This is a genomic window from Dokdonella sp., assembly GCF_035703485.1.
In the GTDB taxonomy this organism is placed as follows: Bacteria; Pseudomonadota; Gammaproteobacteria; order Xanthomonadales; family Rhodanobacteraceae; genus Dokdonella.
Window position 1 is genome coordinate 1 of sequence record NZ_DASSYD010000092.1, and the last position, 23,598, is coordinate 23,598.

The following is a 23,598-nucleotide window of genomic DNA, read 5'->3' on the forward strand; positions in this document are numbered from 1 at the left end:
TGATATTGGTGCGGCTCGCCGATGCAGCGAGAATGCCTTCCGATACCTTTGCCTTCTTGATGTAGTTGGCATAGGCCGGCAGCGCGATGGCGGCCAGGATGGCGATGATCGCGATGACGATCATCAACTCGATCAGAGTGAAGCCTTTGGTGTTCTTTGTGTTCATGGTGTATTCCTCGTGACTATTAAAAAGGTAATCCGGATTGCCCCTTGGCTTCCGATCCCGGTCAAGACAGGTTTGCTTTCCTGCCCGCCCGTTTCGACAAACATCGGAAGGGTGATCTGAATATAGCAGCATCCGTGCCAACCCCTCGGCACGGGGATCATGCTGCCATATTCGTTGACGCTGGTCACGTTGCTGAACAACCGGCAGATATTGGGCTCGGCGAACTGAGGCAGCGGTCACGGTCTGCCGAGCCTCGCTGCTTGGCTTGCGAGCAGGCACGCAATCAGGCGAGCAATTCGAGGCCTGCCGCAAACAGTCAGAAAGTGACAAATTGCGGCAGGCCCGCCGCGGGATGGCAGGATTTGCAATGCCCACTACCACGGATCAAAAGGCAAGGCGTCAAGCGCGGCGCCGGTTTTGGCATCCAGCAACATGGTCAATCCTGCTTTTCTCGCGTTGATCGGCAGCCAGACTATGTCTGCTTCGTCACGCTTGTTCTTCTTCAGCCAGGCATCCAGAATCGGGCCGGAATCAGGTTTTGACTTGCGCAGGTTGGCAAGGGATTTTGCTCGTGTGAGCAGGTTGGCTGCCTCGTCCGCGTAGGTGACGTAGTACTCCGGGAATACCTGGATGTCTTTGCCCGCAAGTGCGGAAAATAAAAGGTCGTTACGCGTTTTTGAGTCGGTCGGCAATCTTGCCGCAACGATGAGTGGTCCTGTCCAGGAAAGTTGGCGGAACTCTGGCTTGCGGCCTTTGGCCAGATCGGCGGCGTTTAGATCATTGGCGGCGACCAGGTCAAATCGAGCCACATTTGCCACGATGAAGACTGGTCGAGCCTGGGCAATTACGAACAAGCCGTAGACGAGAGCAGAAGTCTGGATGACGGCGATCAGGCATAGATCGAACAACATGCCTCTTTTGCCGGATTTGAAAAGAATCAGGGTCAGCATCGGTCCAAGGACGAGATCCACGCCCAGCAACACCATAATCAGGTGCTCCCCGCCAGCTGCACCGAAATACGGAGGTGGATACCAGACAAGGAACAGCAGAGCCAGCACCAGTAGACCAACAAAAATGCTAATAGAAAGATGGATGGCGGCGGCTTTCCAGCGTGACATTTTTTGCTCGGCTTTGTTGAGTTAAGCGTAATTCTATATCGATAAAATCGCTCGTGAAAACTACGATAGCGTCGGAGAGTCTGAAGTTTCGGCAGGCGGCAATTCGATCAATCAGCAATACTCAATTGCTTGGACAAGGCGTCGCCCAAGCTTTCAGCGAATGTTGCGCTCATGTGCTGTGAATCTCGAAATACGATCACGCCATCGCGCTCGGCGCGACACGTGCCATTTGGGCAAACGGCATCAGTCATGTCGACAATCCGGACGTTGGGAAATCTGCTTGCAGCAGACTCAAGAGATTCAAACACTAGTTCATTGTGCTCGTTGTAGGCAACGGATGCGCAATGTTGGTCGCCAGACAAGGAGCTAAAAAGAGCACTTCGTGGTGCCGCGCAAGATGGGCCATCAAAGAGAAGTCGTGGAGTGGAGCGTAAAATGAAAATGCGACGCACAGAATTGACCAGAGGTTGCAGTAGCCGCTCTGTGCCTTCTTTCAATTGGCTTGCAGTAAATCCGTAGTAGTAGGTCGAGCCGAGTACGACAATGTCTGGCTTGAGAGCCGCGATTTCCGTCAGAGCTTTGCTTCGCCATTCATCACATTCCGTGTATTCGCGCCCTATACGTGAATAGAAGAATGGCTCTTCGACCATCGGGCATGACGATTTAGTCAGCACCAAGAGCCGCCAATCCGGTTTGTCAAATACCTTGGCGAGCGCAGGAAACCATTGCAAGCCAATGCTGTCGCCCATCGCTACGGCTGTGTGCTTTGCATCCTGCGGACCAAATGCACATATTTTGACATCAGCACTGTTATACCAATCATCGCAACCCATGCCGTAGATTACGGGTGCGTCGAATTTTGCTTGCTGGTAGCGCATTTGTTCTGGTGCGTTCATTCGATCGAATGCCGCGTTGTGCCAGCGGATTGCAATCCCACTCGCGGCTATAACGAGAGCAAGCGATCCAGCTACAGCAAAGCGTGGGCGAGCAACTAATCGCGCGCATTGACGGATTGGATCCTCGACCAAAATATTTGATAGCACAGCCAAGAGCAGAGATAAGAGAATCAGCGAAAACCTGACAGTCGCAAGTTCGGTATCGAGTACGGTCGCGCCCAACAATAGGATGGGCCAATGCCAGAGGTACCATGAGTAGGAGACTTGACCTATCGACTGCATCAAGCGTGTTGATAGCAAAGCTCCAACACCCTTTGATTGGGCATTGGTGCCGGCAATGAGGATGATCACGGTGCCGATCGATGGGACTAGCGCCCACGTACCAGGGTATGGAGTGGTTGCATCGAGTCTGAAAGCGGAATAGACGATGGCAATCAGGCCAATCCAGCCAAGAGCCGAACAACTCGAACCCAAGTGCGCCAATTTGAGATATTTTCCTTGAGGAGGAGCCGCTGGGTTTTCCTGATGACTTTTGCCAAGCCAGAGCCAAGCCATCGCACCTAGCGAAAACTGCCATGCGCGGGATGGCATCATGAAGAATGCTGATACTGGATCACTTCTCATCAACCAGTTGCTTGCGATGAAGCTTGAAAAGCAAAGTGCGGCGAATACGATAAAGCACCGTTCTCGACTGCCCCCGCGAAGCTCCTCTCGACCAAAGCCCAATCCGAAAATCACTATCAGCGGCCAAACGAGATAGAACTGTTCTTCGACGCCCAGCGACCAAGTGTGCAGAAACAAGTTGGTTTCTGCGGCAGGGGCGAAATAGCCCAAATTCGAAAAGGCGAAATAGAAGTTGCTGATCCATGCGGCTGCGCTTGCCGCAGCAGTTGCTTGTGCGGATTGTTCGCCCGGCGCGACCAATAGATACGCGAACACCGAGGTAACAGTTAGCATTAGCAGCAATCCGGGCAGCAAACGCCGGAAGCGCCTTGCGTAGAATTCGGCGAAGCGCAAGTCGCCAGTTGTTTCGATTTCCCGCACGAGCAAACCGGTGATGAGATAGCCGGACAATACAAAGAAGACGTCGACGCCGATAAATCCGCCGGCAAGCCATGTGACCTTTGCATGCGCTGCAACCACCAGAAGAATGGCGACCGCTCGCAGGCCTTCGATGTCGCTGCGATAGCCCAGGCGATAGCGGTGTTGTTGTTTCTGCACGACTCTCTATTTGATTAGCCAAGGGTCTCGCGGATTGTAATTGCTCGAATGCTTCATCACACGCTATCAATTCGCCGCGGATACCTTTGAGTGCGTAATGCGATCCAGGTCCAGATCGAGCATCTGGAGATTTGAGGTTGGATGGTTGTCACACGCGAGCAAATTCGCACACACACAGCCTCTCTTTGGGGGCTGTGGAAGAGTCGAACGAATTGTTGTGCCGATTCTTCAGTGGACATCATGCACAACATCCAGCCATGCCAGCAGGTACGAGCGAGCGAAGCCGTAGCGCGCACTGGCGGAAACGGCCGCGCCTTGCTCAAGTTCGATGGCTTTTGCTGCGGTGAAGTTACCCTGCTCGATTGCGCCGAGTATCGCGATCACCAGCATCTGCTCCCGGAGGTAACCCCCTATCGCCGGTGGGACCTGCTGGAGCGCCGCGAGTCCGGCCGATTGCATCTGTGGCCCATTGCGCGTTGCAGCCGCAGAATAGGCTGCCATTATCGCCTGGATGACTGGAGGTGTCGCTTGAAGATCGATCCACACGGGATCTATCCACACGCCAACGTGGTCTTCCGCTGGCAAATAAGCGATAGAGAGGTCGGCGGCGATGGCAACGGCTTGCAGCCAGGCTGTGATATTCGTGTCCGTAATGGTTGCGTATGCCGGATCTCGCAACAATTCGACAGCGGCACCCCCGCCTTTAGGCTCATAGTTCATGGGAGCTTGTAATTCGTTGTTCAGAAGCGTTGCGCGTACGTATAGCGCGTTCCAGTGATTGATTACGGGTTCATTTATCCCGCTTTGAGCTATCTCATTTGCAATCGCTGGCGGCTCGCCTACGCCGGTCAGATTCAGGATCGGCATACCAATATCCACCAGCTTTGAGAACATCCAGACACGCGATTTTTCGAACCGCGCACGCGGCGCGTTCAAAGATACGACCGGGTAGAAATCTGAATGCGGAGTGGCATCGTATAGTGCGACCAGCGTCTGCAACGTCTGTCGGGTTGCAATTTTGCGGACCTCGAAATCGCCGACACCATTCAATCCGACGCGTTTCAGTTCTGCACTCAACACGCTATCCTTGAGTCGCGCGTAGTCCACTGGCGGGATCGGTGCTTCGCTCGCGACGAGTAGAAGGTCCGATGAGTTGGTTACGTACACATCGACATTCGGAAACTCGGTGATGAGTGCGGAAGCCATCGTCGCCATCAGTTCGTCGGTCAGTTCATACGACTGCATCCACTGAACGACCAGCCCTCCATCATTCAAATGACTACGCAGGAAACGGTAGAACTCCTGCGTGAATAGGCTCGCTACGCCGCTTACCCATGGATTGGACGGCTCGGAAATGATGACATCGAAGCGACGCTGGCCGGTGGAGAAATAGGTGCGTGCGTCATCGATATGAAGTTTCGAACGCGGATCCCGGTACGCGCGTTCGACTCGTTCGCCAAACAAACTGGCGCCTTCGACCATCGCCTGCTCAATCTCGATTGTGTCGACAATTTTTGGTGTGTCGCTGCCCAGTATTGAATGTGTGGAGAGGCCTGATCCCCAGCCGATGATTGCGACTCTCTCGGGCTTCTTATGGATTGCAAGCGGGAGCGCCGCAGCCATCGACATGGTGATTTCATCGGCAGTCGAACGATTTCCAGGATCGAGCTGAATTGATGCATCTGGCTTTCCATTGGTAGCGATTGTGCCAGTTGATCCGAATGTAAAAAACGCAATGGTAGCGGTCTTTCCGTCACGCAGGTACTCCACCTTCGCGCTTTTATCTAGATGCGTACGGCCGTGCCGGTACACGCCGGAAGCAAGAGAAAGCGGATCGAGATTTCCAAACAGCAAGCTGGTGATTGCGACGAAGATAGTGGCGAGCAGAGCGCCGCCAAGTACCCTCGGTTGGGAAGCTTGCGCCCAGCGTCTCAGCAGGAAGACACCCAGCGCAATATCCGCAAGCGCGGCGATTGTCACGGCGAGCCGCAAACCAAGCTGCGGAATCAGGAGATGCACCGCCAACATGACGCCAATAATTGCCCCGAGTGTGTTCGCGGCATAGACACGACCGATGCTTGCCTCACCCTCACCGTGGCGCAACAACGCCATGGTGAACAGCGGCAGCGTCATGCCGGCGAAAAATGCAGCCGGGAACATTACCAGCAGTGCTATGCCTGCGCTGCCGATACTGAACAGCGCGTAGCCAAGATCGTCTTTTGGAAGCACGTCCATGAACCACCCGACCCAGCGGAAGCTCTGTGCAAACATGGGCACGGACAGCAGTGCGGCAAGGCCCATCCAGATCTGCGCGTAGCCGGCATAGCTGGCCACATCCGAAATACGCTGGCTGCGCTTTCGGATCCACCACCCACCAAATGCAAGGCCCAGAATGAATGCCGAAAGCATCAATTCGAAAGAATGAATCGTGGTGCCGAGCGACTGGTTGAGCATACGGATCCAGCTGATCTCGTACACGAATGAGCTGGCGCCGGTAATCCCGGCAGCCACCAGCAGCGTGATGCGCAGCGAACTTCTCGATGCTGGCTGGGTTCGGGACGTGAGATCAGGCGTGGGCAATTTGGGCGTGCTGCCCAACACGTCCGCGCGACGCGCAATCGTCCAGGCCAGGACACCTATCAGGATGTTGAGAACGCCGGCGATTGCGACTGTTCCGGGCATGCCAACCCACGGCAACAGCAGGAATGTAGCGACCAGTGCCCCGAGCGCCGCGCCTATGCTGTTGCTGAAGTACAGGCCGCCGAGAATTTCACCGTCGGCGCGCGGCGCGATGCGCAGATACCCGCCGCTCATCAGCGGAAAGGTCATACCGAGCAGAATGCTTTGTGGCGCGATCAGAACTGCGGCGCTGCCCCACTGCCAGGCGCGGACGGCAAATATGGAATCCAGTGCCGGGTAGATCGTGCCTTGCGAAAGTGCGGTGTATTGGACGAACACGGCATGAAAACCGATGCCGGCGACACCGATGATGAGCTCAACTACGGCGTAGGCGAATATGAGGCGTTGCCAGCGAATCCCGTAGTGGCTTACCAGCCATGCGCCGATCGCCATTCCGCCCATGAAGATGGTGAGCACCAGCGTTTGCGCATAGGCCGCATGGCCGAGACTCAAGCCAAGGTAGTGCGACCAGATTGACTGGTAGATCAGCCCGGCGAAGCCGGAGGCAACGAACAGCGCAAGCAGCATGCGCTCCAACCTGATGTTTCTTTCCGCCATGTTGAATCCCCGGGGTAAGCGAAATGCTGACAGTTGAATCCTGGCGCTGCGAATCGCCAGCTTGCGAAAACACGACTTTTGTTCAATGGATTGCGTGGCTCGACATGATCAACGCGAACCGATGTTTATCACGAACGGATATTGAATGGGACATTCCTAAAACGATTCCTCGATCAGAAACCCGCGCGGAATCTCTTCTTTCTGCGGTTTGCCGGCGAGCTTCGGCATTGCTGGGGCGGGGGCGGGTGGTTCGCGTTTCGGGAGTTGCTTGAGCAGGTGGTCGATGAGGTTGAGGCGGCCGCGCTTTTGATCGTTGAAGTTGACCACGAACCACGGTGCGTAATCGGTGTGGGTGGCTTTGAGCATGCGGTCGCGGGCCTTGCCGTATTCGGCGTATTGCTGACGGGCCTTGATGTCGATCGGTGAGAGTTTGAAGCGTTTCAAGGGGTCTTCGGCGCGCTCTTGGAAGCGCTCTTCCTGTTCTTCCTGGTCGACGCTGAGCCAGTACTTGATCAGGATCAGGCCATCCTGGGTGATCAGGCGTTCGAACGCCGGGCAGTCGATGAGGAATTGTTTGGTCTGGGCGGGTGTGCAGAAACCCATGACCGTTTCGACGCCGGCGCGGTTGTACCAGCTGCGATCAAACAGAACGAGTTCGCCGGCGCTCGGCAGGTGGTCGGCATAGCGCTGGAAATACCACTGGCTGCTTTCGCGATCGTTGGGCTTCTGCAGGGCGACCGTGCGCACGTAGCGATTGTTGAGCGAGCCTTCGATGGCCTTGATTACGCCACCCTTGCCGGCCGCATCCCGGCCTTCAAAAACGATGACGACGCGCTGGCCGGTGGCAATGATCCAGTGTTGCAGGTCGATCAAGTCGCCTTGCAGGGTTTCGAGGGCTTCTTCGTATTTTTTGCGTTTCATGGATTTCAGGGGTGTGGCGTTGATTGGGTTTGTGGATGGTATGGCTTTGCTTTGTGATTGGAGTGGAAAAGCCAATGGCACTGGGCCCCTGCCTGCGCGGGGCGACGGGAAATTCAGGCATGCGGTGTGTTGATGGGCGGTGATGACAGGATGTTGGGACGAGGGGTTTGTTGCTATTGGGGTCGTGGCTTGAGCGCAAATTTGCTTGTCATCAACGCTCGCCGAGTCGAGGACGGAGGCCGGCGAGGTTGCAGGGTTTGGTGCGGGCGTCCAGCTGGCTCTCGATGATTTTTTCCCAGGCGGTGCGGCAGGCCGAGGTGGAGCCGGGCAGGCAGAAGATGAAGGTCTGGTTGGCGAGGCCGGCGAAGGCGCGTGACTGCAGGCTCGATGTGCCGATTTCCTCGATGCTGACGGCGCGGAACATTTCGCCGAATCCGGGCATGAGCTTGTCGAGCAGGGGCTCGATCGCTTCGGGTGTCGAGTCGCGACCGGTGAAGCCGGTGCCGCCGGTGATGAGGATGCCGTGGACCGAGTCGTTGGCGATCCATTGCGAGACGATGGCGCGCATCTGGTAGCGGTTGTCCTTGACGATATCTCGTTCGTGGAGGCGATGACCCGCCTCCTTCAACACTTCGACGAGGTAGTCGCCCGAGGTGTCGTTGGCGGCTGTGCGCGAGTCGGAAACGGTCAGGACGCAGAGGGTCAGGGGTGCGAATTCGGCGGAGGGTTTCATGGATTCAGCTTAAGTTGGTGCGAGGTTGGATTGTACTGCTCAGCATCCCAGCGAGCGCAGAATCCCATTGGTCGTGATGCCTTGACCAGCCGTTCGGCTGTTGAATGTCGTCACGTGACGAAGAGCATCGGGCCTGAAGGCCTCTCCTACGGCAGCATGAGTTACGACAGCGTGCGCGATGCTCGGGTTCGATGTAGGAAGCGGCTTCAGCCGCCCCGAAAAGGGACTCCCTTTGGTCGCGATGCCTGACTAGGAGCATCGGGCCTGAAGGCCTCTCCTACCAAGGCGGGCGGAGCCGCCGCGCGCAGACGCAGAGCGGGCAGCATGCGATGTGTAGCTAATTTTCGGAGTATGAGAGATGTGATCAAGAGACACTGCCTGCGCAGGGGCGACGGGAGGGTGGAGATGACCGTTGCGATCAGGCCATTCGAGCATGCGCAGATTTTTTGGCATCTCGATAGGTCAATCGAAACCACGATCTATTGCGTCAATCAATCGACGCAGGCATCAAACCCTTGCGCTGGCGATCAACCATGCGCTTCAGCAGGTTGTGGAAATCGTCGGCGAAACCTTGCATGTCGAATAGCGGACTATCGCTGCGTTGTTGCGCAAGTCGGGCATGCAACGCATTGCGGGCGTTTCGATCGCGACCGATGCGGGTGGCGAATTCGACGTAGGCGGCATCATCGGCGACGTTGAGTTCATCCATGCCGAGATGATGGTTGAGGCTGGCGGCGACACGTGAGGCGAAGGTTTCGCCTGCGCTCGTGAGGACCGGGCAACCGGCCCAGATCGCGTCCGAGGCGGTGGTGTGCGCGTTGTAGTGTGCCGTGTCGAGGAACAGGTCGGCATGCCGATATCGCGCAAGATACTCGGCTTGCGGGAGCTTGTTCATGAACACCAGGCGAGTCGGTTCGATGCCGGCCTTGGTCGCGATCGCGCGCAGGTTGTCATTGCTGTTCGCCGGTCCCGAGAGCAGCCAAAGCACGGCATCGGGGACTGCCTTGAGGATCTCGCACATGCGTCGGACGCTGCGCGGGTCGAGTTTGTAGCTGTTGTTGAAGCAGACAAAAACCGGTGCGGATTCCGGCAGGCCGCATTCCGTGCGCGTCGGCGGGTCGGCGACGATGCGACCGCAGTCCGATGGCTGGAAGCAACGTGGCAGCCAGGCGACGGCTTCCGAGTAGTGCGCTTTCGCTGTCGCCGGAAGTACCTGGCGATCGGCAATGATGTAGTCGATCCAATGCGCACCGGACGTACCCGGATAGGCCAGCCAGTTGACTTGTATTGGCGCCGGGCGCAAAGCCAGTGCTTCGCTGATATTGCCGCCGCCCCAGACGCGCAGATCGATCAGGATGTCGAGCTCCTGCGCTGCGATGCGCTCGGCCATCGATTGCGAGGTCAGTCCATCCAGCGCATGCCAGGCACGCGCTGCCGCCTGCAGACGTTGCTGGATTGGTGAGCCGTCGGCGGTCGTAGTGGCAAACAAGTGGAGTTCAATAGTGTGCTCGGCAAGTGCCTCGAAAAAGGCGACGCTGAGCAGACCGGTCGGGTGGTTGCCGAAGCCGTTTGAGGCGAAGCCGACTCGCAACGGTCGGTTTGCGTGGAATGTCGGATGCGCTGGCGCTGAACGTGTTGCCATCGGATCGACATGGTCGGCAATGCCCGCTGCGAACTGCACCGCGCATTGGTGTTGTTCGGCGGCGCTGGCGGGTTCGGCAAGGAAGCCGAACGGTGCAATATCCGCGGCGCCCTGGTTGACGAATCCACGCAATTGATTCGACAGCGTGTCGAGATCCTGCCAGTCGCAAAGCTGGCGCTTGATGAAGACCCATTGGGCGAGCGCTCCGCTCAATCCGGGATCAAGCTTGAATGCGCGCGCATGCGCTTCGACAGCGATCCCGGCTTGCTTGAGTTCATCGGCAATCTGACCGAGTTGATACGGAAAGCGGGCATCTTCCGGCGCGAGCTTTTCGGCTTCAAGGCAGGCCGTGGCCGCTTCGTCGAGGCGTCGCTGCGCCATGAGCGTCTGGGCCAGCAAAAGCAGCGCTTCGGGGTGCGCGGTCTGCTTGAGGATCATGCGCAGGATCTGCTCACATTGGCTGTGTTGGCCGAGGGCAAGTTCGGTGGCGGCGAGATTGAGCCATGCACCGAGAAATCCGGGCGCTATTCGGGTTGCAGCTTGATAGGCGTCGCGCGCCTTTTCGTGGTCACCGACGGCACGTTGTGCATTGCCGAGACCATTGAGCGCGGCTGGGTGATCGGCGGCGATGGTTTGCGCAGATTGCATGACGATCAAGGCCGCGCGTGCATCCTTTCGTGCCAGCAGGGCGCTACCGAGATTGCACAGGGTTTCGACGGATTGTGGATTCAGGGCACTGGCTTGCTTCAGCACGACAATTGCTTCGTCGACCTTGCCCATGCTGAGCAAGGCGACACCGTGCAGTCGTGCGGGTTCGACCGCGTCGGGGTATAGGTTGCGTAGCTGCGCAGCCTGATCCGCCGCAAGATCGGGGCGACCCTGGCTGATCAGGGTGGCGATATTGTCGAGTTGATCGTTCAAGGGGTTTGCTCAGCGGAGGTCGTGACAGGGAGTTCAATGCCGGACTTTATCGCGGATTGGGAAAGCGGGAGTGGGGAGTGGGGAATAGGAAATGGGAAATGCGGGTTCAGGGATACCCGCATCGTAGCCGCAAAAATCCTGGAGCTCCTTAATGGGTTTGCGGTAAATGGCTTCTCGCCTCCCAACTCCCAACTCCCCACTCCCGCTTTCCCCATTCAATCACGTTGCCCACATCACGCCCGGCGCGCATGATTGGCAAATGGACAAACCTGCCAATGCCATTCTCGCCGCTGCGAGCACGTCACCTGCCCATGCCGCGGCGATGGTCGCCAATTGCGTGGCGTACAACACCGATGGCACGCGTATTGGCGATATTACGCTCGACGAAATCAGCGATGTGCTGGAGCGGCCGGATACGTTTGTCTGGGTCGGTCTGGTTGAGCCGGATGAAGCCTTGCTGGAAAAGTTGCAGGAAGAGTTCGGCCTGCATGACCTGGCCATCGAGGATGCGCACAACGCCCATCAACGTCCGAAGATCGAGGCTTACGGCGATTCGCTTTTCATCGTTGCGCAGACCGCCCAGGTGGTCGGCACCACCATCCAGTTCGGTGAGACACATATCTTTGTTGGCAAGCGTTATCTGGTCACCGTGCGCCACGGTGCATCGCTTTCCTATGCGCCGGCGCGCCGCAATTGCGAGCAATCCCCGGACATGCTCCAGTACGGGCCGAGTTACGCCTTGTACGCGGTGCTTGATTTCATCGTCGACAATTTCATGCCGATCGTGCGCAGCTTCCGTGAGGATCTGCAGGAGCTCGAAGAGGATATTTTCGAGGATACTTTCAAGCGCGAGACCATCCGCCATCTCTACGACCTGAAAAAGGAACTGGTGACGCTTCGCCTCGCGATCGGCCCGTTGCAGGACATCCTCAATCAGCTCACGCGCATGTATCCGGGGCTGTTGCGCGATGAGGTGCGGCCGTATTTTCGTGATGTCTATGATCACGCCGCGCGCATCAACGAATCGACCGACACCATGCGCGAGATGCTGACTGCGGCGCTGAGCGTCAACCTGTCGCTGGTCACCGTGGCCCAGGGCGAAGTCGTCAAGCGCCTAGCCGGCTGGGCCGCCTTGCTCGCCGCACCAACCCTGTTGACCAGTTGGTACGGCATGAATTTTCATGGCATGCCCGAGCTCGATGAAACCTGGGGCTACCCGGTTGTGATTGGCGTCACTGCGGTCATTTGTGGCGGGTTGTTCTGGTTGTTGCGTCGAGCCAAGTGGTTGTAGCGGTCGAGTGCGTTGTTGGGAGAGGGGCCAACGTTTCGCCCTGCTACCGTCCGCAGATCTTGCGATCGCGTGCCAGCGCATCGGCCATGGGTGTCGACATCTTCTTTGACCAATTCGCAGTCAGCCAGTCGCATTGGCCGGCGTCCGCGAAAGTCTGCATGGAATCGATCAACTCGCGCGTGTAGCGGTCGGGATTCTGGCGCCAGCCGTCGAGAGTGCGGTTCAACTGTTGGTTTGCGTCTTCGCTGTGGCCCAAGCGGCGCAGCAGGTCGGCGAGCACGCTGCGTGAGCCAATGATGTAGGTATGCGACGGAGGCAGGTTCTGCAATCGGGTGCGCAACACGTCGCGCTGCAGATCAAGGGCTGCTTGCAACTGTCCCTGCGCACGCAGCACCTCGACCTTGACCTGACGGGCGCGATCCAGGGTTCCCTGGTTCGGGCTTTTCTGGTTCAGGCGCGTAGCCATGGCGACGGCCTCGTCAGCTGATCGCGATGCATTCTCGATTTGGCCGTCCTTGATCAGGTATCGAGCCAGCGGAACCAGATCAAGAACGAGATCGTTGTGGTCACCATGAAAATTCTCCTTGTCGATTCTGAAGGCTTCGTATTCGGTGCGAATTGCCTCTTCCGTTCTGCCCAGATCGAACAAGCCTCCGGCCAGATTGTTGAGGCCCTCGCCGATGAGATTGTGATTGGCCGGCAGGACGGAGCGGCGCACCTTCAAGGCTTCCCGGTAGGTTTCCAGGGCTTCGTCGAATTGTCCCCATGCAGACTGGCAGAAGGCATGCATGGTGTAGGAGTCGGCAAGCTGGATTGCGCTTTCCGGCAGCTGCTTCAGCGACGCGGCTATGGCCTTGCTGAAAATTGAATCGGCATGATCGAGATCATCAAGAAAGTAATAGGCGACACCGACCCGGTGAAGACTGCGTATCGTCTTTGCATCATCAGCTCCGAACGCGGCCTGGCGGATCTCCCAGGATTTCTGCATGGCCTTGAGCATCGGTGCATAGCGGCCGGTTCGCGAGTAGACACGGCCAAGCATGAGGTAGCTTTCGGCGATGTCGTCAGGGTTGGCGTGGTTTGCCTCGCGCAGCGCGATGGCGCTGGAAAAGTAGTGCTCGGCGTGGCCAAACTCGGAGAATCCCCAATAGACCTGGCCCATCTTGTGGGCGAGGTCGGCGCGTACCAGCGGAGCGGAATCCAGGCTGTCGAGTCGCGATGCACCCCGAGCTATCAGATCCATCACCGACGAATCCTTGCTGATGACGAAGTCCGTCGAGAGCGCGTTGCCTGCATCAAAAATATCGAGCATGAAGTCGGCGACTTCGGTGGATTTTTGCGCCTCCAGCAAGGCCGCCTGACGCAACTTCACTTCCCGATGGATGCCGAGCGAGAGCAAGGCCAGCAAGACGAGCCCGCTCGCCACCCATCGGTGATAGCGGGCGAGAAAGCGGCTCGTGCGATAGAGAGACGTCTGTTTGCGCGCCGATACCGGACGTCGTGTCAAGGCGCGCTGCAAGTCTCTGGCCATCGATGCGGCACTTGGATAGCGGTGTCGCGGATCACGATGCATGGCCTGCATGACAATGGCGTCGAGATCGCCGCTGATCTCCCGGCGATCTGCGCGGCTCGCCACGGTTGAGGGCAAGGCTGCGTCACCGGCGAGTATCGCCTCGTCGAGTTTGCTGCCCGATTCGTTCCACGGCTTGTTGCCACTCAAGGCCTCATAGAGCACAACGCCCATGGCATAGACATCGGTGGCGACCGTTATCGGTTTGCCCAGCACCTGCTCCGGTGCTGCATAGGCTGGTGTTCTTGGTTGGTAGTGGGTGCGCGTGGCGTCGGTGTCGTCGAGTCGCTTGGCTATGCCGAAATCGAGCAAGCGCGGTTCGCCGCGCTGGTCGACGAGGATGTTGCCGGGCTTGATATCGCGATGCACGATCAACTGACGATGCGCGTAATCAATCGCATCGAGCAGCTTGATCACCATCAGCACGCGCTCGCGCACCGATGATTCGGCCATCACTTCACTGAATGGACGTCCTTGCACATACTCCATGGCCAGCCATGGCACGGCATCGTCGGTAACGCCTACCTGCAGCAAGCGGGCGATATTGGGATGATCAAGTCGCGCGAGTATGGCCTGCTCGGCATAAAACCTTTTTAGCGCCCGCGGCCCGGCAAAATGACCTCGAAGAATCTTGATCGCGGCATTTCCGCCGACATCCTGTCGCTGAGCCAGGTAGACACGGCCGGCACCGCCCTCGCCGAGCAGACTCTCGATGCGAAACGGCCCGAGCAGACGACCGATCAGGCGATCCTCGGCATCCAATGTGGCAGCAGGCGATTTGCTGAGAAATTCCTCCGCGCTCTGATTCGCCTGAAGCATTCGGTGGACTTCGCTGGTGACCTGCGGGTCCGCCTCGTTGGACAACAACTCCGGCCATTCGGATGGGTCGTGATCGAGCAGATCACCAAATAGCGCCTTGGTTCTTGACCATTGATCCGGAGTCATGACTCCTCGCGCAGGGATGCCAGCAACCAGGCACGTGCGGTAACCCATTCGCGCTTTACTGTCGCCACCGACAGATCCATCAGGCTGGCGGTTTCCTCGATCGAAAATCCGGCGAAGTAGCGCAGCTCGACGACATGGACTTGTCGCTGATCAAGATCTGCCAGTCGCGAAAGAGCCAGATCCAGAGCCAGCAATTCTTCGGCATCCAGAGAATTGTCAGGTGATTTGAGTCCGTCGGTATAGGTCAGTTGCACCTGATTGCCGCCGCGCTTGAGCCGATTTACCTGGCGCGCGTGATCGGTAAGGACCCGACGCATGAGGTGTCCCGAGAGCGCGAGGAAATCGCGTTCGGCACTGAACTGCATATCCGGATAGCTGGCAACCAGCTTGAGCCATGCATCGTGGACCAGGGCGGTCGTATCGAGGCTGTGGCCGGAGCGTTCGCCGAGCAACTGGCGGTGAGCCATGTGCCTGAGACTCTGATAGAGCTCGGGCAGCAGGTGGTCAGCGCTGACACCGCAGGAACTTGCCAGCGCTTCGAGGGGATGAGTGTGACTGGCCAGCGAGGTCATTGCGGCAAGCGTCTGCTACGAGTTGAGGGTCGGTGAGTTGATCCTGGGTGCATGAGGTTTTGCTGCGGTGAGCCAGAGGTGCCGAACTACTTTACTCCACGGGGAGCGGTGAGCCGAGAGCGGTTCGCGAGGAAAGCGGTTCCCTGCAAACCTGTAGGAGGCGGCTTCAGCCGCGATGCCCTTGGTCACGTGTGGCAAAAGCATCGGGCCTGAAGGCCTCTCCTACGAAGAGCCGGAGCGGGCGCACTGGAGTGCGGGTCTCGCCGAAGTGTCCCGCGTGACCACACCGTCGTAGGAAGCGGCTTCAGCCGCGATGCCCTTGGTCAGGTGACGGCTTTCAACAGCCGAACGGCTGGTCAAAGCATCGGGCCTGAAGGCCTCTCCTACGAAAAGCCGGAGCGGGCGCACTGGGGTGCGGGTCTCGCCGAAGTGTCCCGCGTGACCACACAGTCGTAGGAGGCGGCTTTAGCCGCGATGCTTCTTGCTCGGGAATGGGGAATTGGGAATGGCAGAAGCGAAAAGCAGTTTCCCGCAAGTTCGTAAAGAGCGCATTTCGGTGAGCCGAGAACAGGCGAGCCATGAGCCAGTTTCGAGCCAGAACGCGCTTTACAACGCTGGAACTGATCTGAGCTTTCGATTCGCAACAGGAAAACCATTATGAAACAGATACTTGTATTGGCAGCATTGCTGATTGGGTTGATCTCGAGCCTGCCTTGCAGGGCAGGTTATATCAATTACCTCGGCAGCAACGTCGGCCCCATTGCTGACGGTATCGCCATCTCGGTCGAAAGCTACGGTCCGGCACGCGATGTCTATTTCGATGTGACCAGTTCGCCCGGCACGGTGGCGAACGTTGATCTCTATTTCACCGCGACCCACACCTGGATCGGAGACCTTCGTGTCACCCTGATTGCACCGAATGGCAAACGCCATCTGATTTTTGCCCGCACCGGAGCGACGTCGGCGGATAGTCCTGGATATGGTTCACGCCTTGCCGGCGAATACGAATTCTTCAGTAGCGGCAGCGACTGGTGGACGGCGGCGCAGAGCAATTCCCCGATTCCGCCCAATCTCTACCAAACCGTTGTTTCAGGCGGTGCCGGTGTCAGCGCCCCTGCGCCGGGTACCAGCATGATTGCCGCGTTTGCAGGCATTCCGGCCAATGGACGCTGGATTCTGCGCTTCGAGGATGGATTCAAAGGTGACACCGGCGAGGTATCTGCCGCACGCCTGGCTCTGGATACCATTGGCACCGATCTCCTGGTCAGTAGTGCCGATGACACTGGCAGCGGCAGCCTGCGCGCCGCCATGACTGCGGCAATCGATGGCGACCACATCGTCTTTGATCCGACATTCTTCGCCAGCTCGCGCACGATCAATCTTGAAGCCCCACTGCCTGATATCAACGCGACGATGTCGATCGAGGGCCCCGGTGCAAATCGGCTGACCGTGCAGCGCGCCTACGATGCAGCGACTGATTTCCGCATCTTCACCATCGGCAATAGTGCTGCCGGGGTCAGCCTGAGCGGCATGACGCTGAGCAATGGCCGATCGTCTAATTATGGTGGCGGCATCAAAAGTAACAGTCCATTGACCCTCAGTGGCATGAACATTGTGGGAAACCGGGTACAAGGGTTCGGTGGAGGCGTTTCGCTTCGCGGTGTCGGTGGCAGCTTTATCGACAGCAGCTTCAGCGGAAATGTCAGCTCTTTCGGTGGTGCTATTTCAATTGTCGGCAATGCCATAAATGTCAATCCGCTGCGGATCAGAAACTGCACCATTTCCGGCAATCACGCCGATTCTGTTGGTGCCATTTACAACTTAAGCGGTGATCCGGGTTCGACCTCAGTCGTCGAGATTGTCAACAGCACGATCACGGACAACACGGGCGACAGCTTCGAAGGCATTGTCAGTTGGAGCCAGAACGGTGCGGCCAGCAGCCAGATCCTGCTGCGCAACAGCATCGTCGTTGGAAATCTTCCAGGCAACCTGAGAACCCAAACGTTCGCCGATTCCGGCCCAGCCACGATCACCTCGCAAGGCTTCAATCTCAGCGACAACTACAACGGTGCCATGACGCTACTCCCCAGCGATGTCCTCGGCGATCCCAAGCTCGGACCGCTGGCGCTCAATGGCGGCAGTACGCCGACCCGCTTGCTGCTTGGCGGCAGCGCCGCGATCGATGCCGGCAACACCTCCGGCTCCGCGCGCGATCAGCGCGGGGCCGCGCGCCTGATCTGCCAACCGCCGCTGGGCAATGGTAGAGATTGCGGCGATATCGGCGCGGTTGAAATGCAGTACTTCATGGTGACCAATACCGACGATGCAGGACCCGGCAGCCTGCGTGATGCGATCACCATGGCCAACGACAATGGGGAAGATCTCGACGATATCCTGTTTGATCCCGGCGTATTCCAGACCCCGCAGACCATCACCCTTCAATCAGTGCTACCTACCATCAACAGCGCACTGACCATCAGTGGGACCGGCGCGGATCGGCTGGAGATCACCCGCGACGATTCGGCGGCGGAGTTCAGGATTTTCTACGCTGAGGCAGGCGCAGGCGGGGCGCTGAGCGGGATGACAATCAGCAATGGAAGTGCTTATTCCGGTGGCGGAATCCTCAGTCTCACTCCTCTTTCGATCACTGCCATGCGTTTCACGGGAAACCTTGCGTCAGGTGGACTCGCTGGAGGAGGCGCCTATCTGGCTGGATCTAGCTCCATCGTCACAGACAGCACCTTCGACCACAACATTTCGGTGGGTGGCGGGGCCGGAATCGCATTTGAAAGCACAGAAGGTAAAGACATGCGCATCATCAACTCAACCTTTAGCGACAATGACGGAGGTGGAGTCGGCTACATCAATTTTGATGGCACCAGTACTCTGGTTCTGATCAGCAACACCATTGCCAACAATACAGGTCAGCCTGGAATTTTTATTTTTAATCAACCCCCTGGGGTCAGTGTCAGAGCCGTCCTGCGAAATACGATCGTCGCTTATAATTTGCCGACCAATTTTAGTGGTTCCAGCTCGAGCGAGTTCGTCTCGCTCGGCCACAATCTGACCAATGACGACGATGGTCTCGTTCTCGACCAACCCAGCGATCTGTTTGATGCCGACCCCGCGCTTGCGCCGCTCGCCTTCAACGGCGGCCCGACTCCCACTCGCGCACTGCTGACCGGCAGCGGCGCGCTCGACAATGGCAACAACGAGGGCAGCGGCAAGCTCAGCGATCAACGCGGCTTCGGCTTTGCCCGAACCGTCGACCTGGCGCACGTCAACAATGGCGACGGCACCGACATTGGCGCGTACGAAGCCCAGTTCGATCCGTCTGATGTTCTGTTCGCCAACGGCTTTGATTGAGGGGAGCGGTTAGCGGGAAATGCGAATAGCGGCTTCCCGCAAGCCCGCACACCTTCGAAATTGCAGGGGCGCCCTCAGGCGCTCCTGCAATCTGGACGGCTCAGTCCTTGTCTTCTGCCGCGCCTGGCTTGTTTGACGTTCCGCCGACTTTGGCGACCACCGAGGAGGTCTTGTCGCCTTTGCGGCGCTCCTGGGCGATCTGCGTGCCGTGGACGATGAAGTAGATGTTCTCGGCGATATTGGTGGCGTGATCGCCGATGCGCTCGATGTTCTTGGCCATGAACAGCAGGTGCGTGCAGGCGGTGATGTTGCGCGGATCTTCCATCATGTAGGTGAGCAATTCGCGGAACATGCCGGTGTAGAGGCCATCGAGTTCCTCGTCGCGGGCCCAGGCGAGCAGGGCACGATCAGCATCACGATCGCGATAGGCGATCAGCACTTCGGTGATGATTTCAGCGGCGAGCTTGCCGAGTCGCGGCAGGCTGAAGACCGGGCGCACCAGGTCGACGCGATTGAGCGCGATCGCGCGCTTGGCGACATTGGCCGCGTAGTCGCCGATGCGCTCGATGTCCGATGAAATGCGCAATGCGGCAAGCACCTCGCGCAGGTCGCGGGCGATCGGCTGGCGCAGGGCGAGCATGCGGATCACATCCTGGCTGATCTCGTTCTCTAGATCATCGACCGCCTTGTCACTGGCGACGATGCGTTCGGCGGCTTCGCTGTCGCGTTCGACCACGGCGGTGATCGCTGCTTCCAGTTCATTGAGGGCGAGATCACCCATGCGCTGGATTTCGCCGGTCAGCCGGGTCAGTTCCTCGTCGTAACTTCTCACGATGTGCGGGTTGCGTTGAGACATGATCAGATCCTCAGCCGAAACGGCCGGTTATGTAGTGCTCGGTTTGCTGCTTCGCCGGTTGCGTGAAGAGTTTTTCGGTCTCTCCAAACTCGATCAGCTCGCCGAGATACATGAAGGCGGTGAAATCCGAGCAGCGTGCGGCCTGCTGCATGTTGTGGGTGACGATGGCGATGGTGAAGTGTTCGGAAAGTTCGGCGATCAGCTGTTCAATCTTGCTGGTCGCGATTGGATCGAGTGCCGAGGTCGGTTCGTCGAGCAGCAGAACCTTGGGTTTCAGGGCGACCGCACGAGCGATGCACAGGCGCTGTTGCTGACCACCGGAAAGTCCGAGTGCACTTTGCTTGAGTTTGTCCTTGACCTCATCCCACAGCGCGCCCTGGTGCAGCGCCTCCTCGACGCGCGCATCCATTTCCGGTTTCTTGAGTTTCTCGTAATGGCGGATTGCGTAGGCGATGTTTTCGTAGATCGACATCGGGAACGGTACCGGCTTCTGGAACACCATGCCGACCTTGCTGCGCAGGCGATTGAGCGAGTACTTCGGATCGAGGATGTTGTTGCCATCGAGGAGCACTTCGCCCTCGGCTTCCTGCTTGGGGTAGATCGAATAGATGCGATTGAAGACGCGCAACAGGGTCGACTTGCCGCAGCCGGAAGGGCCGATCAAGGCGGTCACGCGACGCTCGGCGATATCGAGATTGACATCCTTGAGCGCCTGGAAGCGGTCGTAGTAGAAGTTGAGATTTCTTGCGCTCATCTTCGGTGCCTTGTCGATTTCGGCATCGCGATGGGCGGCACCGACAATCGGCGCGGACATGGCAAAGCTCTGTTCATTCATGGCGGGATTGGCTCCTCGAAAGAATGGCTCGCGCGAGCAGACTCAGCACCAGCACGAAGAAAGTCAGCACCAGTGCACCGGCCCAGGCCAGGGTCTGCCAGTTCTCGTAGGGGCTGGCGGTGAACTGGTTCATGACAACCGGGACGCTGGCCATTGGCTGGGTCAGATCGGTGCTCCAGTACTGGTTGCCGAATGATGTGAACAACAACGGCGCGGTCTCGCCGCTGATGCGCGCAAGCGCCAGGATGATACCGGTGACAATGCCTGGCGCGGCACCGCGATAGAGCACCTGCACGATTACCTTCCATTGCGGCACGCCGAGCGACAGCGCGGCCTCGCGCATCTGCGATGGCACCAGACGCAACATCTCGTCGGTGGTGCGCACGATCACCGGCAACACGATGAAGGCCAGCGAGATTGCACCGGCAATGGCCGAGAAGCCGCCACCGGTCTGCGCCACGATCAGGGTGTAGACAAACAATCCGAGGACAATCGACGGTGCCGAAAGCAGAATGTCGTTGACGAAGCGAATGACCAGACCGATCTTGCGCGCGCCAGCGTACTCGGCCAGCCAGGTGCCCGCGGCGATACCGAGCGGGGTGCCAATGGCGATGGCCAGGCCACACATCATCATGCTGCCGTAGAACGCATTGGCGAGGCCGCCGGCTTGCTGGGGCGGGGGCGTGTTCTGCGTGAACAAGGCGATGTTGATGCCGCCGATACCCTTGCTGATTGTCGTCCACAGGATCCAGGCCAGAAAAAACAAGCCAAAGACCGCAGCGGCGCAGGACAGCAGAATCGCGATGCGATTGATCAGGGTGCGTTTGCGGTAGAGGCGCTCAACGACCCGTGACGATTCGGCTGAATTGATGATCGTGGTCATTTCAAGCCCTCGCGTCGTTGCAACTGCATCAACATCAGGCGCGCGATGGCAAGCACGAAAAAGGTGACGATGAAGAGGACAAAGCCGAGCAGGAGCAAGGCCGAGCGATAGGTGTCGGCGGCCTCGGCGAAATCATTGGCAATCAGCGCGGCGATCGTGGTTCCGGGTTCGAGCACGGAGACCGAGAAGCGCACGGTGTTGCCGACCACGTAAGTCACTGCCATGGTTTCACCGAGGGCGCGGCCGAGGCCGAGAAACACGCCGCCAATCACGGCCGACTTGGTGTAGGGCAGGACCACATCCCAGACCACTTCCCACTTCGTCGCGCCCAGCGCGTACGCGGATTCCTTGAGCCGGGTCGGCACCGTGGCAAAGACGTCACGCATGACCGAGGACACGAACGGAATGACCATGATGGCCAGCACGAAGCCCGCGGTGAGCATGCCGATGCCGATCGGCGGTCCCTGAAACACCCGGCCGATCAGGGGCAGGGTGCCGAGGTGATCGTTGAGCCATGGGGTGACGTATTCGGTCATCACCGGCACCAGCACGAACAGACCCCACATGCCGTAGATGATCGATGGAATGCCGGCAAGCAATTCAATCGCCGAGCCGACCGGACCACGCAACCAGGACGGCGCGATCTCGGTCAGGTACAAAGCGATTCCGAAACTAACAGGTACCGCAACCAGCATGGCAATGGTCGCCGTTACCAGGGTGCCGAAGATCGGCACGACGGCACCGTAGCGATTCTCTACCGGATTCCATTCGGTGGAAAAGAAGAAGCTCCAGCCTTCCTGAGCCAGCACCTCGCGACCGCCCCAGAGCATCGACAGCGCGGCTCCGGCGAGCGCAACCAGAACGAAGAAAGCGGTGAAGGCGAGCAAGTAGCTGAAGCCCTTGTCCTGCAGCTCGTCGCGGCGGGATTCGGGATTTGGCAAGGCGCCTCGTGCTGCGATTATTGTCATTGGAGAACAATTATTGAGAGTGTCGGATTGATAGCAGTTGCTTGTTCCTGGATTCGGTCCGGGCAGGCTCCAGGCTTGTCGAAAGAAGCTCAACTCACCCTTAGCCGTTCGTCCTGAACCTGTCGAAGGATGAACCCGGATCGCCGAACCGTTGAGGCAACTTCCGCTCATGCTTCGACAGGCTCAGCACGAGCGGAAGTGTGGACTCAGGGCAGGCTCGACTCACCACAAACGGTAGTTGACTACTTGATGCGATCCGCCCAATACGCCTCGATCTGCGTAACCAGGCTTTCCGGCAACGGTACATAGTCGAGCGAAGCCGCCTGCGACTTGCCATTCGCATAGCCCCAGCTGAAGAACTCGCGGGCGGCCCTGGCGCGCTCTGCATCCTTGGGCTGCGCGTGCATCAACACGAATACCGTCGCGCTGATTGGCCACGACTCATCGCCCGGTGCGTTGGTGATGACGAGGCTGAAATCCCCGGCGTTCTTCCAGTCGGCGCTGGTCGCTGCAGCGGCGAACGACTCGGCGCTTGGAACAACGTAGTTGCCGGCAGCGTTCTCCAGCCGGGTAAACGACATCGTGTTCTGCAGCGCGTAGGAAAGCTCGACATAGCCTATCGAGTTCTTGATCTGCTTGACGTATGCCGACACGCCTTCGTTGCCCTTGCCGCCGAGACCCACCGGCCATTGCACCGAGGTGCCTTCGCCGACCTTGCTTTTCCATTGCGGATTCACTTTGGAAAGGTAGTTGGTGAAGTTGAATGTCGTTCCCGAACCATCGGAACGATGCACGATGGTGATCTTGCCATCCGGCAGTGGAAGCTCTTCGTTGATCGAGCGGATCGCCGGATCATTCCAGTGGGTGATCTTGCCGAGAAAAATATCGGCGAGCAGGCTACCGCTCAGCTTGAGCTTGCCGGGCTCGATGCCGGCCACGTTGACGACCGGCACGACACCGCCAATCACCAGCGGAAACTGGACCAGTCCGGCTTCGTTGACTTCGTTTGAATCCAGTGGCTTGTCGGATGCGCCGAAGTCGACCGTGGAGGCCTTGATCTGGGCGATGCCACCGCTGGAACCGATCGACTGATAGTTGATCCTGTTGCCGGTGGCGGCGTTGTAGTCAGCCGACCACTTCGACATCAGAGGGAAGACAAACGATGATCCGGCACCGGTTACATCGGATGCCTGGGCCGTGCTTATGCCAATCGACGATGCAATCGCGATGACGGCGGCACTCAACCTGATCGAAATACTCACGTGGGCAACTCCTTGAGGATGTGCTGTGGACACGCACTTTTTACCCAATCAAGGTTGCAGGACGATGTGAGTTTTGTTTCAGGTTTGTGACAGAGGAGCGGGGAGTAGGAAGTTGGGAGTGGGGAGCAGGAAGGGCGCAGAGTGCGAGGTAATCAATCCAATGCGAGCCTGTCAGTGAGAGAAACGCAGGTTTTT

Annotated in this window: 17 protein-coding genes; 3 read left to right on the forward strand and 14 right to left on the reverse strand. The window is 58.3% G+C overall.

Going from position 1 to position 23,598, the window contains the following annotated elements; translation table 11 throughout:
- The 7 genes from VFN25_RS06810 to VFN25_RS06840 form a co-directional block, all read right to left on the reverse strand.
- A partial coding sequence (locus VFN25_RS06810; RefSeq protein ID WP_325140203.1) for a prepilin-type N-terminal cleavage/methylation domain-containing protein occupies window positions 1-166 on the reverse strand: 166 nt, incomplete at its 3' end.
- Window positions 167-540: 374 nt separating this feature from the next.
- Window positions 541-1,284 carry a TfpX/TfpZ family type IV pilin accessory protein gene (gene tfpZ, locus VFN25_RS06815; RefSeq protein WP_325140166.1) on the reverse strand — a complete coding sequence of 248 codons (744 nt, stop codon included), beginning with the start codon at window positions 1,282-1,284 and terminating at the stop codon, window positions 541-543.
- A 107-nt stretch (window positions 1,285-1,391) separates the two neighbouring features.
- On the reverse strand, window positions 1,392-3,401 hold the full coding sequence (locus VFN25_RS06820) for an acyltransferase family protein (RefSeq protein WP_325140168.1): 2,010 nt from the start codon (window positions 3,399-3,401) through the stop codon (window positions 1,392-1,394).
- A gap of 228 nt (window positions 3,402-3,629) precedes the next feature.
- The gene (locus VFN25_RS06825) at window positions 3,630-6,638 is read right to left on the reverse strand and encodes a fused MFS/spermidine synthase (RefSeq protein WP_325140170.1); all 3,009 of its coding nucleotides are present in this window, start codon (window positions 6,636-6,638) and stop codon (window positions 3,630-3,632) included.
- A gap of 156 nt (window positions 6,639-6,794) precedes the next feature.
- The gene (ppk2, locus tag VFN25_RS06830; RefSeq protein WP_325140205.1) at window positions 6,795-7,568 is read right to left on the reverse strand and encodes a polyphosphate kinase 2; all 774 of its coding nucleotides are present in this window, start codon (window positions 7,566-7,568) and stop codon (window positions 6,795-6,797) included.
- Window positions 7,569-7,770: 202 nt separating this feature from the next.
- On the reverse strand, window positions 7,771-8,292 hold the full coding sequence (moaB, locus tag VFN25_RS06835) for a molybdenum cofactor biosynthesis protein B (protein WP_325140172.1): 522 nt from the start codon (window positions 8,290-8,292) through the stop codon (window positions 7,771-7,773).
- A 487-nt stretch (window positions 8,293-8,779) separates the two neighbouring features.
- Window positions 8,780-10,855 (reverse strand): tetratricopeptide repeat protein, encoded by a 2,076-nt coding sequence (locus tag VFN25_RS06840; protein ID WP_325140174.1) that lies wholly within the window; start codon window positions 10,853-10,855, stop codon window positions 8,780-8,782.
- A 259-nt stretch (window positions 10,856-11,114) separates the two neighbouring features.
- On the opposite strand from VFN25_RS06840, the gene corA reads away from it, so the two are divergent.
- Complete coding sequence (gene corA, locus VFN25_RS06845) at window positions 11,115-12,146, forward strand: magnesium/cobalt transporter CorA (protein WP_414648884.1); 1,032 nt, start codon at window positions 11,115-11,117, stop codon at window positions 12,144-12,146.
- Between the two features lie 43 nt (window positions 12,147-12,189).
- On the opposite strand, the gene VFN25_RS06850 is transcribed toward corA, so the two are convergent.
- Window positions 12,190-14,661 carry a serine/threonine-protein kinase gene (locus VFN25_RS06850; RefSeq protein WP_325140176.1) on the reverse strand — a complete coding sequence of 824 codons (2,472 nt, stop codon included), beginning with the start codon at window positions 14,659-14,661 and terminating at the stop codon, window positions 12,190-12,192.
- Entirely contained in the window at window positions 14,658-15,233 is a 576-nt protein-coding gene (locus VFN25_RS06855) for an ECF-type sigma factor (RefSeq protein ID WP_325140178.1), read from the reverse strand. Before VFN25_RS06855 ends, VFN25_RS06850 begins: the two co-directional genes overlap by 4 nt.
- A 505-nt stretch (window positions 15,234-15,738) precedes the next feature.
- Between VFN25_RS06855 and VFN25_RS06860 the strand changes: the two genes are divergently transcribed.
- Complete coding sequence (locus VFN25_RS06860; RefSeq protein WP_325140180.1) at window positions 15,739-15,894, forward strand: hypothetical protein; 156 nt, start codon at window positions 15,739-15,741, stop codon at window positions 15,892-15,894.
- Complete coding sequence (locus VFN25_RS06865) at window positions 15,891-18,599, forward strand: choice-of-anchor Q domain-containing protein (RefSeq protein WP_325140182.1); 2,709 nt, start codon at window positions 15,891-15,893, stop codon at window positions 18,597-18,599. Before VFN25_RS06860 ends, VFN25_RS06865 begins: the two co-directional genes overlap by 4 nt.
- Window positions 18,600-18,699: 100 nt before the next feature.
- Here VFN25_RS06865 and phoU read toward each other — a convergent pair whose 3' ends face one another.
- The 5 genes from phoU to pstS form a co-directional block, all read right to left on the reverse strand.
- Complete coding sequence (gene phoU / locus VFN25_RS06870; RefSeq protein WP_325140184.1) at window positions 18,700-19,455, reverse strand: phosphate signaling complex protein PhoU; 756 nt, start codon at window positions 19,453-19,455, stop codon at window positions 18,700-18,702.
- A gap of 10 nt (window positions 19,456-19,465) precedes the next feature.
- The gene (gene pstB, locus VFN25_RS06875) at window positions 19,466-20,269 is read right to left on the reverse strand and encodes a phosphate ABC transporter ATP-binding protein PstB (protein ID WP_414648886.1); all 804 of its coding nucleotides are present in this window, start codon (window positions 20,267-20,269) and stop codon (window positions 19,466-19,468) included.
- Between the two features lie 13 nt (window positions 20,270-20,282).
- The gene (gene pstA / locus VFN25_RS06880; RefSeq protein WP_325140185.1) at window positions 20,283-21,173 is read right to left on the reverse strand and encodes a phosphate ABC transporter permease PstA; all 891 of its coding nucleotides are present in this window, start codon (window positions 21,171-21,173) and stop codon (window positions 20,283-20,285) included.
- Window positions 21,170-22,141, reverse strand: coding sequence for a phosphate ABC transporter permease subunit PstC (gene pstC, locus VFN25_RS06885; protein ID WP_325140187.1), 972 nt, complete (start codon window positions 22,139-22,141; stop codon window positions 21,170-21,172). Before pstC ends, pstA begins: the two co-directional genes overlap by 4 nt.
- Window positions 22,142-22,383: 242 nt before the next feature.
- The gene (gene pstS, locus VFN25_RS06890; RefSeq protein WP_414648887.1) at window positions 22,384-23,397 is read right to left on the reverse strand and encodes a phosphate ABC transporter substrate-binding protein PstS; all 1,014 of its coding nucleotides are present in this window, start codon (window positions 23,395-23,397) and stop codon (window positions 22,384-22,386) included.
- Window positions 23,398-23,598: the final 201 nt, after the last annotated feature.